Here is a 12,194-nt window from a genome sequence, read left to right as displayed (position 1 = left end):
TAGTTATTGCCTAAATAAATAAGGCCCCATTGCGGGGCCTTGATATTTATGCAACAGATATTTCTAGGTGCTTGCCTAGTCTTTCTAGCGCTTCCTCTAAACCTTCCAGTTTTGATTTATGCCTTACGTCAAGGAGTCTATCAATCTGTGGCATTGCAACGTGTAGTCTACGTGCAAGTTCAGATTTCCTTATTCCTTGCTCAAGCATTTCATTATGCAAGATTGCTTTGGTTGCTGTTAATGCGGGTATTCTTACTTTGTAAAGGTCTTTAATTTTTTTAGGATTTGCTGGTGGAGTTGGCCACCTACGACGTTCCTGAATATATATTTCTAAAGCTGTTTCTAAGCCGTCAACTGCGTTGATCAAGGCTTCTTCAATGTCATCTCCGACACTTGCAAATTCAGGAATATCGGCGCAAGTGACCAGGACACTACCATTAGTGTCTTGCTCAACTTCTACTAAATATTCCATGGCTACCCTCGTAAGTATAAATAATATTAAGTTTTTCCGCTGTGTCTAAAGTGTAGTTGGATCGTTCACTTTTATTACCTCTCTGTGAATCAGCTCGCCTACCGCGTAGTCCGTTAGGACCTAGCTTTACAAGCCTAGGTCCTTCAGGATTTTACGGCGGAGGCCCTCGCCGATTTCCTTGGAGCCGTGGTAGGGAACCGTTGTTTGCCTACCATTGATAGCGGCAATCAAGTGGCTCCCTTTCCCTGGCTGGAATTCAACACCTTGTTGGGCCAGCCACCGCTTGAACTCGCTGTACTTCATGGTACGGCTCCTTCTAGCCAGTGGGCGGCCACAGACTACAACAGAAGTGTTGCGTTATGCAACATTTGTGTTGTCTTTTAGTAGGGCACATCCACAGGTATTTGTCAGTGATTCAGACGAGCGGTCGTAGAATCCGCGAGGGATACGTGGTGAGCATGAGAAACCTTAGGTGACCTACTGTTCCCTAAGAGGTGTCGAAAAAGTGTCGAAATTACTGTGACGAACTGAGACGAAACGAGCAGGCGGGGAGGCTGGAAAGCCCGTATTGAGAGGGTTTGGTACGGACTGACACGCTGTCGAAACGGGTTCGAATCTCTTCTTCACCGCCACTTTCGCAATACCAAAAGCCCTGAAAGCTAACAATCTTTCAGGGCTTTTGGTTTTCTGGCTTGTCGCTCATCTCTCGGCGCAAGACGCTAAACAGCCAGCCGCTCGTTTCAAATCGATGGAGGAGGTGACTGCCTGGAGCGTCGTACACGTTCACGCAGGCTAGCGAAATATCGCTGATTGGCGGGCTTTGCTGGCTTGGATTCGGCGCCGGCCAGCAACTTATTGCGTAGTTGCTGGCGTTTGTCGTCTGGCATGGTCGTTCCCTTGGGGCAATTAGCTCGAACGGTTATTCGTCTGGCACGGTCAGGCCGTGCTCCTTACCTACAGCGCCGAAGATACAGCCACATTGGCCAATACCCGCCGACTACGGCGAAGGCGCTTGTCATCATTCCTTCGTCGTTCCGTCATATCGCTGCCACCGCGATTGGTTGCAATCGCAGCATAGGCCAGGAGGATGCTGCGATGCAGATATGCGTGATTGGAGCAGGGTACGTAGGTTTGGTGACGGCCACCTGTTTTGCCGAAATGGGCAATCAGGTGGTCTGCGTCGAGCGAGATCCGCAGCGCGTCGCGATGCTTTCTCGAGGTGAGGTGCCGATTTATGAACCTGGCCTGGAAACGATGCTCAAGGTGCAGCTGGCCGCAGGGCAGCTCAGTTTCACTTCGCAGCTGAAGTCCGGCATCCGCCGCGCCGAGGTGATTTTCATTGCGGTGGGCACGCCCAGTGGTGAGGACGGTTCGGCCGATCTGAGCCATGTGCTGGCGGTTGCCGACGAGCTGGGTGAACGGCTCGATCATGCGTGTCTGGTGGTGGACAAATCCACGGTGCCGGTGGGCACCGCCGAGCGTGTGGCGCAGCGCATCAACGCCGGCCTGGCGCGTCGGGAACAACGGGCGCGGGTGATCGTGGCGAGCAATCCGGAGTTTCTCAAGGAAGGTTCTGCGGTCGAGGACTTCATGCGCCCCGATCGGGTGATCGTCGGCTGCGACGACGAGCGTGGGCGCGAGTTACTACGCCGGCTGTATGCGCCATTTCTGCGCAATCACGACCGCCTGTTGTGCATGGGCGTGCGCGCCGCCGAGTTCAGCAAGTACGCGGCCAATGCCTTTCTGGCGACCAAGATTTCCTTTATCAACGAGATGGCAGGTATCTGCGCGCGGTTGGGCGTGGATATCGAGGAGGTACGCCGCGGTATCGGTAGCGACCGGCGTATCGGCACGCACTTCATCTACGCTGGTTGCGGTTATGGCGGCTCGTGCTTTCCCAAGGATGTGAAAGCGCTGATCCGTACGGCTGAGCACGAGGGTATCGAGCCGGGCATCCTGCGTGCGGTCGAAGCGCGCAATGCGCTGCAGAAAACGCTGCTGTTCCAGGCCTTGCGCGAGCATTTCAATGGCCACTTGCAGGGGCGGGTCGTCGCGCTCTGGGGGTTGGCATTCAAGCCCGGTACTGACGATCTGCGTGAAGCGCCCAGTCTGGTGCTGCTCGACGCATTGCTGACCGCTGGCGCCAAGGTGCAGGCTTGCGACCCTGCTGCCACGGCAGCTGTTGCTGCACGTTATGCGGCGGCCGTCGAGGCGGGGCAACTGGTGCTGAGCGAATCCCCCTATGCCGTCGCCCAGGGTGCGGATGCGCTGGTGCTGGTGACGGAGTGGAAGCAGTTTCGTCAGCCTGACTTCCCGCGTATTCGCGGTGCGATGCGCATGCCGGTGCTGTTCGACGGGCGCAACATCTATGACGCCGATCAGCTGGCGGAGCTGGGTTTTCTTTATCGCGGCATCGGTCGACCTGCAAGCGGCAGTTGTAAGGCTAGCGCGGCTTGATAGACTGAGCGCGCATTCCAACCATCCCCACTAGGGAGTCCCATGATCAAGAAATGCCTGTTCCCCGCTGCCGGTTACGGCACGCGCTTCCTGCCTGCTACCAAGGCAATGCCCAAGGAAATGTTGCCGGTGGTGAACAAGCCACTGATTCAATACGGGGTTGAAGAGGCACTCGAGGCTGGCCTCAACCAGATCTCCATCGTCACCGGTCGCGGCAAGCGTGCGCTGGAAGACCATTTTGACGTGAGCTATGAGCTCGAACACCAGATCAAGGGCACCGACAAGGAGAAGTACCTGGTTGGCATCCGTCGTCTGATCGACGAGTGCAGCTTCTCTTACACCCGTCAGGTCGAAATGAAAGGCCTGGGCCACGCCATCCTCTGCGGTCAGCCGCTGATCGGTGACGAGCCGTTCGCTGTGGTACTGGCTGACGACCTGTGCCTGAACCTGGAAGGCGATAGCGTGTTGGCGCAGATGGTCAAGCTGTACAACCAGTTCCGCTGCTCCATCGTGGCGATTCAGGAAGTGCCGAAGGACGAGACGTCCAAGTATGGCGTGATCGCCGGCGAGATGATCCGCGATGACATCTACCGCGTCAGCAACATGGTGGAGAAGCCCAAGCCCGAGGACGCGCCGTCGAACCTGGCGATCATCGGCCGCTACATCCTCACCCCGGACATCTTCGATCTGATTCGCAGCACACCGCCGGGCAAGGGTGGCGAAATCCAGATCACCGATGCGCTGATGCGCCAGGCCCAGCAGGGCTGCGTGATGGCATACAAGTTCAAGGGTCAGCGTTTCGACTGCGGTAGCGCCGAGGGTTACATCGACGCGACCAACTTCTGCTTCGAGAACCTGTACAAGACCGGCAAGGCATTCTGATACGCCTTCAGGTCAACGAAACGCCACCTTCGGGTGGCGTTTTGCGTTTCAGGGGATGGGCATTTCCTCGGAGCCAGGCCCGAGCGGCTGGCCATAGCTGAACTCCACGTAGTTGCCGGCCGGATCGCGCAGGCCGCAGTAGTAACCGACCGGGTAGGGCTCGTCCCGCGGTGGCCAGATCAGGCAGCCCGCTTGTTCGGCCATGGCGGCGATGCGATCGACCTCTGCGCGGCTGCCCAGGGCGAAGCCGAAGTGGCTGTAGTCATTGGCGGCCAGGTGCCTGTCCTGGCCGCCGGGCATGATCACGAAGATGAACTGGTGCTCCTTGCCCGGCTCTGCCATCCAGACGATGCGTGTGCCTTTGCCGGGGCGCTCGTGGATCACCTGCATGCCACAGAAACGCTGATAGAAGGCAATGCAGGCGTCGAGAGCGGGGACGTGCAGGGCCAGGTGAGTCAGGGTAGGGCGCATGGTGTTCTCCTCTGCCTATCAGCTTAGCGCGGGCCTTTACGGTATGCTCCTCGTCTGCCAAGGAGATACCCTCATGAGTTACGACTTCGACCTGTTCGTTATCGGCGCCGGTTCCGGCGGCGTGCGTGCGGCGCGCTTCGCCGCTGGTTATGGTGCGCGCGTTGCGGTCGCCGAGAGCCGCTATCTGGGCGGAACCTGCGTCAACGTCGGCTGCGTACCAAAAAAACTGCTGGTGTACGGCGCGCATTTCGCCGAGGACTTCGAGCAGGCCTCGGGTTTCGGCTGGTCGCTGGGCGAAGCGAATTTTGATTGGACGACGCTGATCGCCAACAAGAACCGCGAGATCGAACGCCTCAATGGCATCTACCGCAATCTGTTGACCAACAGCGGCGTCAGTCTGTTCGAGGGGCATGCGCGCATCGTCGATGCGCATACCGTCGAAGTGAACGGCCAGCGGCACAGCACTGAACGCATCCTGATCGCCACTGGCGGCTGGCCGCAGATTCCCGATATCCCCGGTCGCGAACACGCCATCAGCTCCAACGAAGCCTTCTTCCTCAAGCAACTGCCCAAGCGCGTACTGGTGGTGGGCGGCGGTTATATCGCCGTGGAGTTTGCTTCGATCTTCCATGGCCTGGGTGCAACTACCTCGCTGCTTTATCGAGGCGATCTGTTCCTGCGCGGCTTCGACGGCGCCGTGCGCGAGCACCTGCGCGACGAGTTGAGCAAGAAGAGCCTGGACCTGCAATTCAACGCCGACATCGCCAGCATCGAACGCAAGGCCGATGGCAGCCTGGCTGCGACGCTCAAGGATGGTCGCGTACTGGAGGCCGATTGCGTGTTCTACGCCACCGGCCGCCGGCCTATGCTGGACAACCTCGGTCTGGAAAACGTCGAGGTCAAGCTGGACAAGCGCGGCTATATCGAAGTCGATGACCTGTTCCAGACCTCCACGCCGTCGATTCTCGCCCTTGGCGACGTGATCGGCCGCGTGCAGCTGACCCCGGTTGCGCTGGCCGAAGGCATGGCCGTGGCGCGTCGGTTGTTCAAGCCCGAGGAATACCGGCCGCTGGATTACAGCATGATCCCTACCGCCGTGTTCAGCCTGCCGAACATCGGCACCGTTGGCCTGAGTGAAGAGCAGGCCATCGAAGCCGGGCACAAAGTGAAGATCTTCGAGAGCCGCTTCCGCCCGATGAAGCTGACGCTGACCGAGAACCCGGAACGCACGCTGATGAAGCTGGTGGTCGATGCCGACAGCGATCGTGTGCTCGGCTGCCATATGGTCGGGCCGGAGGCCGGCGAGATCGTCCAGGGCCTGGCCATCGCGCTAAAGGCCGGTGCGACCAAGCAGATCTTCGATGAAACCATCGGCGTGCACCCGAGCGCTGCCGAGGAGTTCGTCACCCTGCGTACGCCGGTCAGCCGCTGAGGGCAGCATGGAAAAGCTTTTCTATGTCGCAGACCTGTTCGGTGTGGCGGTGTTCGCCATCACCGGCGCCCTGATGGCTGGGCGCAAATCCATGGATCTGTTCGGCGTGCTGGTGATGGCCATCGTCACTGCGCTGGGCGGCGGCACGCTGCGCGACCTGATTCTGGACAATCATCCGGTCAGCTGGATTCGCGACGACACCTACATCCTGGTGGCCTCGCTGGCGGCACTGGGCACGGTGGCCTGGGTGCGCATGACCCGGCCGATTCACGAGAAAGGCCTGCTGATCGCCGATGCCTTTGGCCTGGCCGTGTTTACCGTGTATGGCACCGAGCTGGCGCTGCAGCACGGCACTCCGATCAGTACCGCGGTGATCATGGGCGTGATGACCGGCGTGGTTGGTGGGGTGATTCGCGATGTGCTGTGCAACGAGATTCCGCTGATCTTCCAGAAGGAAATCTACGCCACGGCCTGCATCGCCGGCGCGCTGACCTTCATCGGCCTGCGAACCCTGGGCACGCCGCACTGGCTGGATACTGCCGCGGCGATGTTCGTGGTGCTGGCCGCTCGTCTGGCGGCAATCCACTGGCACCTGGGGTTACCGCGTTTTCATCTTCTGGACAGGCATTGAGCATGATCGAGAGACTGGACCATCTGGTACTGACGGTGGCGGATATCGACGCCACCGTCGACTTTTACCAGCGCGTGCTGGGCATGCGTCACGAGCGTTTTGGCGCCGGGCGCAGTGCTCTGGTATTCGGCCAGCAGAAATTCAATCTGCATCAGGCCGGGCGTGAGTTCGAGCCCAAGGCGATCAAGCCGACACCGGGTGCCATCGATTTGTGCCTGATCACCCTGTGGCCGCTGGAGCGAGTCATGGCTCATCTGGCCGAGCAGGGCGTGACGGTGGAAGAGGGGCCAGTGGCGCGCACCGGCGCCGTGGGTCCTATCGAATCGGTGTATTTTCGCGACCCGAACGGCAATCTGATCGAAGTGAGCCGTTATCCCGCGTAGGGACAGTTTCTGGCTAGCGGCACCTCGGCATCCGCGTGCTGAGGTCTAGGTGCCGAACTTCGCAAAAGTGCAGCAGCGAAACGGCGCCTGCTGAAATATCTTGAACCGTAAAGGTTCTAAACGGGTCAGGTTCTATTACCGAGTCACTCAATTGGTATAGAACTCATGATCAAGAAATGTTTGTTTCCCGCAGCCGGTTACGGCACCCGTTTTCTTCCCGCTACCAAGTCCATGCCCAAGGAAATGCTCCCGGTGGTCGACACCCCGTTGATCCAGTATGGCGTCGAAGAAGCACTGCAAGCCGGGCTGCATGAAATCGCCATCGTCACCGGCCGTGGCAAGCGTTCGCTGGAAGACCACTTCGACATCAGCTACGAGCTGGAACACGAGATTTCCAACACCGGCAAGGAAAAATCCTTGAGTGGTGTACGCCACCTGATCGATCAGTGCACCTTCTCCTATACCCGCCAGATCGAGATGAAAGGCCTCGGTCACGCCATCCTCACAGGCCGCTCGTTGATCGGCGACGAGGCCTTCGCCGTGGTGCTGGCCGATGACCTGTGCCTGAACCTGGAAGGCGACGGCGTGCTGGCCCAGATGGTCAAGCTCTACGAACAGTTTCGCTGCTCCATCGTCGCCATTCAGGAAGTGCCGATGGAGGAGGTTTCGCGCTACGGCGTGATCGCCGGCGAAGCGCTGCGTGACGACATCTTCCGCATCGAGCGGATGGTGGAAAAACCCAACCCCGAAGATGCGCCGTCGAACCTGGCGATCATCGGCCGCTACATCCTCACGCCGGATATCTTCGAGCTGATCGAGCAGACCGAACCGGGCAAGAGCGGCGAGATCCAGATTACCGACGCGCTGATGAAGCAGGCCCAGCAGGGCTGTGTGCTGGCCTACAAGTTCAAGGGTCGCCGCTTCGATTGCGGTTCGGCCGAAGGCTACGTACAGGCCACCAACTTCTGCTTCGAGAATCGCCACAAGACCCATCCGGTGACTGCGAGCCCGCGCCTGCAGGCCGTCTGAACGCCAGCGAAAGGAGGAGTGAAGGATGAACGACAAGACCCTGCCGCCTCAGCATCAGCAGCGGCAACCCGGTGTCGAACACGCCATGCACCCTGAGCCGGTCTACCTTGCCGATGATTACCGCGCGGCCGGCAAGCTGACCGGCAAGGTGGCGATCATCACCGGCGGCGACAGCGGTATCGGCCGCGCCGTTGCCGTGCACTACGCCCTGGAAGGGGCCAAGGTCGCCTTGGTTTACCTGAACGAGGATGAAGACGCGCAGAAAACCCTCGACGAGGTAAAGCACCACGGCGGTGAAGCCATCGCCCTGGCCGGTGACGTGGGCGACGGCGGCTTCTGCCAGTGCGTGGTCGACGCCGTGATCGCCAAGTGGGGGCGCCTCGATATCCTCATCAACAACGCCGGCGAACAGCATCCCGAGCACAATCTCGAAGCACTCGACGAGGCGCAGTGGGAGCAGACCTTCCGCACCAACATCTTCGCCATGTTCCACCTGACCAAGGTCGCGCTGGAGCATCTGCAGCCGGGAGCGAGCATCATCAACACCAGTTCGGTGACAGCCTACAAGGGCAACCCGATGTTGCTCGACTATTCCTCGACCAAGGGCGCGATCACCTCGTTCACCCGCTCGCTGTCGATCAACCTGGCGCCGCGTGGCATTCGCGTCAATGGCGTCGCGCCTGGGCCGATCTGGACGCCGCTGATCCCATCCACCTTCAGTGCCGAGAAAGTCTCCGAGTTCGGCGCGGACACGCCGCTGGGCCGGCCTGGACAACCTGCGGAGGTCGCTCCGGCATTCGTTTATCTGGCCAGCAACGATGCCTCCTACATCACCGGGCAGATGCTGCATGTCAACGGCGGAAGTGTGGTCAACGGCTGATGAAAAAAAGCCTGAACGACTCGCAGTAGAGCCTGCCTCATTTTATGTAGAGGCAATAACGCCTCGCGAGTAACTATCAGGAGGTACCAGCAATGGCGACCAACAAAAATCCGGGTAACTTCGCAAACGATCGTGAAAAGGCCTCGGAAGCCGGCCGTAAAGGCGGTCACAACAGCGGCGGCAACTTCGCCAATGACCGCCAGAGAGCGTCCGAGGCCGGGCGCAAGGGTGGTCAGAAAAGCCAAAGCGGTCGCGAGTCGTGACCGTCATGCCAGGGCCCGCCAGAAGCGGGCCCTGGCATTTTTACCGATGTGATTGGTAGGCCTGAGGAGAGCAAAACGATGAATGCCATCGAACTGCTGAAAAAGGATCACGAAACCGTAAAGGAGCTGCTGAGCAAGCTCGAGGACACCACCGAGCGCGCGGTGCAGACGCGCAAGAAACTGCTGCTCAAGATCGAGCAGGAATTGAAGATTCATACCGAGCTTGAAGAGCAGATTTTCTATCCGGCTTTCAGGCGCGCCGGCAGCAAGGACGACGCCGTGCTTGCCATCGAGGCCAAGGAAGAGCACCGCGCCGTAGAAGCGCTGGTGTTGCCCGACATCAAGGAAACCTCGCCATCGACCCTCGAGTTCGCCGGCCGGGTCAAGGTGCTCAAGGAACTGCTGGAACACCACATCGAGGAAGAGGAACGCGACATGTTTCCCCAGGCCAGCAAGCTGCTGAGCAAACGTCAGCTGCAGGAACTGGGGCAGTCGATGGAAGTGCTGCGCAAGTCGCTCAAGAGCAATGCCCAAGCCAAGGCGGCCTGAGCATCACCGGGCCGATGCTTGCGCAAGGCAGGCATCGGTCTAGCAGGCCGTTGAAGAACTGCCTGCGTTGGCAATACTGCGTTAAAAACGGCCTCGCGTGCGAGCCCAGTCAAAATGCTCATTTACAACGCGTAAACTGCGTTTTTTCGGCCATTTTTGCGGGGCCGCAATCGGTATTGTCTTGCCTGCCTCGCCAACGTTTTTCAACAGCCTGCTAGCGCTGGCGCAGATTGGGCTGATAGCTCAGGCGCAACGCCACGCAAGCGATCCGCTCGGCCTGATCGTACTGCGGTTTTTCCAGCTCCTCACCGAACACATCCGGATCGATTTCCTGGTAGTCCCAGTCCCAACCCGTATCGCCCAGCGACAGGCGAATGGCATTGAGCAAAGGATCTTCGCCGTCAACGATCGCCACCCCGGTATAGAGCAACAGCGTGCCGCCAGGCGCGAGTCTTTCCATTGCCGTATCGAAGATCGCCAGGGACAGTCCGGCGCCATGCTTGCCGCCGCCGTGGCGATAGGTACGCTGTTGCGGATCGAGCATATAGGGCGGGTTGGCGATGATCATGTCGAACTGCCCGTCCACATCCCGTAGCAGGTCGCTGCTCTGCACGCGCAGGTTATAGATGCCCGCCAGGCGCGCATTCACTGCGGTCAGGGCCAGCGCTCTAGGGTTGATATCCAGCGCCATCACTTCTGCCCCTGGGCGTAGTTGCGCTGCCGTGATGGCGCCAGGGCCGGCGCCGCAGCCAATATCGGCGATGCGCCGCAGCGGCTGGTTGGTGTGCGCCAGGTAATCGCGCAGCAGACGGGTGAAGCGGTAGGTATCGGGGCCGAAGAACACTGCGTCGCTTTCCTCCGTGGGAAAACGCGAGTGCACATAGAGCCCGTCGCCCAAGGTCGACCAGCGCACCTGGCTGATCCAGCCTTGCGCGTGAGGTTGCAGCACCTCGGCCTCACGCATGCTGTCGAGGATTTCCTCGTCCAGCGTGCCGTCAGCGAAGGGTCGGCTCCAACCGAAGACATCACGCAAACCCTTGGCCATGGCATTGCCCGGACGCTGGTTGACGCGCTGATGGCTGAGTGGTGTGGGGGTGACGAAGCGATAGCCGCGTGCACGTAAAAGCGTGCCCAGGCGCAGCAAGGCGAGACTCTGGGGGGCGTTGAAGGTGGGTTCGAGCATGAGCGGATTCCAGGGGCAGGGCGGCTATTGGATCAGCGCCGCGAAGGTACGGGTGGCCGCCAGACCGGCGCTGGACCAATGCTGCGCCGGCGCCTGCAGGCCGATCAGGCGAGATTCGCGGCGATAGGCGTCCATGCCTTGCAGCTCCTGGATCAACTCGCGGCGCTCGCGGTCCAGCTCGCCATGCTGCGCGCTGCCCGCTAGCGAGAGTGCGGCTTGAGGCTTGCGCCGCGGACGGAAGGGTTTCGCCGGCGCCTCCGGCTGCCAGCTACCGGCAATCCAGTCATGCAGCAGCTGGCGCTCGTAGGGGCTGAACACACCGAACATGGCCGCTCCTGGCCCCTGAATCAGGCGCCAGAAGCGGCTGCAGGCCGGGTCCGTGTCGCGCCGTATCCAACCGCTGTTCTGCAGTGCTTCGAGAAAGTTCGCCACGCTGCCGGAGCTGCCCAGCCATTGATTGACCGTGCGTCCTTCGATACGGCAGTAGTCGGAATGCACCTGGCTGGCGACCGCGCGCTTTTGCTCGAACATCTGCAGTAACTGCTGCTGCAGATCGAAGCTGTCGATCACAACCGTCGAGCCCACACCCAGCTCATTGAGCATGTAGCCGCGCAGCACGCGCTGGTAGAACGCCTGGGCGTCGCCCACACGCGGCAGATTGGTCAGCACACTCTGAACGGCCTTGGCGGCATGACCGCTGGAGCCGTTATCGATGGTCACGTGCAGTTGGAAGTAGTAGGGGTCGATGTCCAGCTCGTTCAGCTCGAAGGCACTGATCAGCAGGTGCAGCGGCAATTGTTCATAGCCCAGGTTGTAGCCGATCACTTCGGGCAGGAACTCGTCGGCCAGCAGGCCCAGCGCCAGCTGGATGGCGCCCTGGCGATACAACTCATCGCCCAGTTCGAGGGCATCGTCACAGCCTTGGCTGGCCAGCAGGCGCTGGTAGAGCAACACGTGATTCTGCGCCGCGACCCCGTCGCCAAGCTCTTCCAGGTAAGTGCGTACCAGCGGATACACGCGATAGTCGCGCCAGTGGGGCAGAACTCCGTACAGCCAGGCACCGTCGACCAGCTTCGTCGGTGCCACGGCGCGCAGAAAGTGCAGGGCATCGGCCTTGCGTGGGAAATAACGCCGGCCTTCACCGGCGCGTCGCCCCGCGAGATAGTCAGCGTAGTCCGCTGTCACACGCTGGTGCTGACGTTGGGACCAGGCCGCCAGTTCATAGGGGCTTTGCGGCAGTTCGCAGGGTAGCTCCGCCACCTCCTGCAAGCACTCCAGCAGAAACTCACGGGCCTGCGGGTGGCCCGGTTCGGGCTCAGCCAGCAGTTGCTGATAAAGATTCTGAAAAGGTCCTGAAATGGGCGCGAGCGAAATGCGCTGGGCGCCGGGGCTGTCGATGAAACTGGCAATCGACATGGGGCAGATCTCCTGAATAAGTCCATCTATAAGAGGGCGATGTGTTGCATAGGAGCGGTCGATTCGGACAAAGATTCCCACTGAATTTTCGCCGCCCAACGGGCGATCAAAGAGGTTGAACTCACGCTTGCCGGCGGCCCTCAACT

14 protein-coding genes are annotated in these 12,194 nt (G+C 60.1%); 9 read left to right on the top strand and 5 right to left on the bottom strand.

What is annotated here, in order from left to right; all coding sequences use genetic code 11:
* Window positions 1–46: 46 nt before the first annotated feature.
* Window positions 47–472 (bottom strand): type II toxin-antitoxin system HicB family antitoxin, encoded by a 426-nt coding sequence (locus BM186_RS10335; RefSeq protein WP_074915128.1) that lies wholly within the window; start codon window positions 470–472, stop codon window positions 47–49.
* Window positions 473–598: 126 nt separating this feature from the next.
* Window positions 599–775: a type II toxin-antitoxin system HicA family toxin gene (locus tag BM186_RS10330; protein ID WP_074915126.1), complete on the bottom strand. Its 177-nt coding sequence runs from the start codon at window positions 773–775 to the stop codon at window positions 599–601.
* A 792-nt stretch (window positions 776–1,567) separates the two neighbouring features.
* Between BM186_RS10330 and BM186_RS10325 the strand changes: the two genes are divergently transcribed.
* Window positions 1,568–2,929: a UDP-glucose dehydrogenase family protein gene (locus BM186_RS10325; RefSeq protein ID WP_074915124.1), complete on the top strand. Its 1,362-nt coding sequence runs from the start codon at window positions 1,568–1,570 to the stop codon at window positions 2,927–2,929.
* Between the two features lie 42 nt (window positions 2,930–2,971).
* On the top strand, window positions 2,972–3,811 hold the full coding sequence (galU, locus tag BM186_RS10320; RefSeq protein WP_003460169.1) for a UTP--glucose-1-phosphate uridylyltransferase GalU: 840 nt from the start codon (window positions 2,972–2,974) through the stop codon (window positions 3,809–3,811).
* 48 nt (window positions 3,812–3,859) lie between these two features.
* On the opposite strand, the gene BM186_RS10315 is transcribed toward galU (BM186_RS10320), so the two are convergent.
* Entirely contained in the window at window positions 3,860–4,282 is a 423-nt protein-coding gene (locus BM186_RS10315) for a VOC family protein (RefSeq protein WP_074915117.1), read from the bottom strand.
* 73 nt (window positions 4,283–4,355) lie between these two features.
* Here BM186_RS10315 and gorA point away from each other — a divergent pair, with 73 nt between their 5' ends.
* From gorA to BM186_RS10280, 7 genes are all read left to right on the top strand, one after another.
* Window positions 4,356–5,714 (top strand): glutathione-disulfide reductase, encoded by a 1,359-nt coding sequence (gene gorA / locus BM186_RS10310; RefSeq protein WP_074915115.1) that lies wholly within the window; start codon window positions 4,356–4,358, stop codon window positions 5,712–5,714.
* Between the two features lie 7 nt (window positions 5,715–5,721).
* A complete protein-coding gene (locus tag BM186_RS10305; RefSeq protein ID WP_072423924.1) occupies window positions 5,722–6,345 on the top strand; it encodes a trimeric intracellular cation channel family protein in 624 nt (207 codons plus the stop codon).
* Window positions 6,346–6,347: 2 nt separating this feature from the next.
* Window positions 6,348–6,728, top strand: coding sequence for a VOC family protein (locus BM186_RS10300; protein WP_074915113.1), 381 nt, complete (start codon window positions 6,348–6,350; stop codon window positions 6,726–6,728).
* A gap of 165 nt (window positions 6,729–6,893) precedes the next feature.
* Entirely contained in the window at window positions 6,894–7,757 is an 864-nt protein-coding gene (gene galU, locus BM186_RS10295; RefSeq protein ID WP_072423926.1) for a UTP--glucose-1-phosphate uridylyltransferase GalU, read from the top strand.
* Between the two features lie 25 nt (window positions 7,758–7,782).
* Window positions 7,783–8,637: an SDR family oxidoreductase gene (locus tag BM186_RS10290; protein WP_072423927.1), complete on the top strand. Its 855-nt coding sequence runs from the start codon at window positions 7,783–7,785 to the stop codon at window positions 8,635–8,637.
* A 92-nt stretch (window positions 8,638–8,729) separates the two neighbouring features.
* The gene (locus BM186_RS10285) at window positions 8,730–8,900 is read left to right on the top strand and encodes a con-10 family general stress protein (protein ID WP_017676855.1); all 171 of its coding nucleotides are present in this window, start codon (window positions 8,730–8,732) and stop codon (window positions 8,898–8,900) included.
* A gap of 78 nt (window positions 8,901–8,978) precedes the next feature.
* Complete coding sequence (locus tag BM186_RS10280) at window positions 8,979–9,449, top strand: hemerythrin domain-containing protein (protein WP_072423928.1); 471 nt, start codon at window positions 8,979–8,981, stop codon at window positions 9,447–9,449.
* A 214-nt stretch (window positions 9,450–9,663) separates the two neighbouring features.
* On the opposite strand, the gene BM186_RS10275 is transcribed toward BM186_RS10280, so the two are convergent.
* Window positions 9,664–10,632, bottom strand: a complete 969-nt coding sequence (locus BM186_RS10275; RefSeq protein WP_074915111.1) for a class I SAM-dependent methyltransferase — start codon at window positions 10,630–10,632, stop codon at window positions 9,664–9,666.
* Window positions 10,633–10,656: 24 nt separating this feature from the next.
* Entirely contained in the window at window positions 10,657–12,048 is a 1,392-nt protein-coding gene (locus BM186_RS10270) for an iron-containing redox enzyme family protein (RefSeq protein ID WP_072423930.1), read from the bottom strand.
* Window positions 12,049–12,194: the final 146 nt, after the last annotated feature.

It is taken from the genome of Ectopseudomonas toyotomiensis, from assembly GCF_900115695.1.
GTDB classification, from domain to species: Bacteria; Pseudomonadota; Gammaproteobacteria; order Pseudomonadales; family Pseudomonadaceae; genus Aquipseudomonas; species Aquipseudomonas toyotomiensis.
This window is presented reverse-complemented; position numbering and strand designations above follow the sequence as displayed.

Bases quoted from the DNA above. Each gene is read 5' to 3' on its own strand.
- galU (WP_072423926.1), top strand. From the start codon at position 6,894: ATGATCAAGAAATGTTTGTTTCCCGCAGCCGGTTACGGCACCCGTTTT.
- BM186_RS10290 (WP_072423927.1), top strand. From the start codon at position 7,783: ATGAACGACAAGACCCTGCCGCCTCAGCATCAGCAGCGGCAACCCGGT.
- BM186_RS10280 (WP_072423928.1), top strand. From the start codon at position 8,979: ATGAATGCCATCGAACTGCTGAAAAAGGATCACGAAACCGTAAAGGAG.
- BM186_RS10330 (WP_074915126.1), bottom strand. From the start codon at position 775: ATGAAGTACAGCGAGTTCAAGCGGTGGCTGGCCCAACAAGGTGTTGAA.
- galU (WP_003460169.1), top strand. From the start codon at position 2,972: ATGATCAAGAAATGCCTGTTCCCCGCTGCCGGTTACGGCACGCGCTTC.
- BM186_RS10300 (WP_074915113.1), top strand. From the start codon at position 6,348: ATGATCGAGAGACTGGACCATCTGGTACTGACGGTGGCGGATATCGAC.
- BM186_RS10270 (WP_072423930.1), bottom strand. From the start codon at position 12,048: ATGTCGATTGCCAGTTTCATCGACAGCCCCGGCGCCCAGCGCATTTCG.
- BM186_RS10315 (WP_074915117.1), bottom strand. From the start codon at position 4,282: ATGCGCCCTACCCTGACTCACCTGGCCCTGCACGTCCCCGCTCTCGAC.
- BM186_RS10305 (WP_072423924.1), top strand. From the start codon at position 5,722: ATGGAAAAGCTTTTCTATGTCGCAGACCTGTTCGGTGTGGCGGTGTTC.
- BM186_RS10275 (WP_074915111.1), bottom strand. From the start codon at position 10,632: ATGCTCGAACCCACCTTCAACGCCCCCCAGAGTCTCGCCTTGCTGCGC.
- BM186_RS10325 (WP_074915124.1), top strand. From the start codon at position 1,568: ATGCAGATATGCGTGATTGGAGCAGGGTACGTAGGTTTGGTGACGGCC.
- BM186_RS10335 (WP_074915128.1), bottom strand. From the start codon at position 472: ATGGAATATTTAGTAGAAGTTGAGCAAGACACTAATGGTAGTGTCCTG.
- BM186_RS10285 (WP_017676855.1), top strand. From the start codon at position 8,730: ATGGCGACCAACAAAAATCCGGGTAACTTCGCAAACGATCGTGAAAAG.
- gorA (WP_074915115.1), top strand. From the start codon at position 4,356: ATGAGTTACGACTTCGACCTGTTCGTTATCGGCGCCGGTTCCGGCGGC.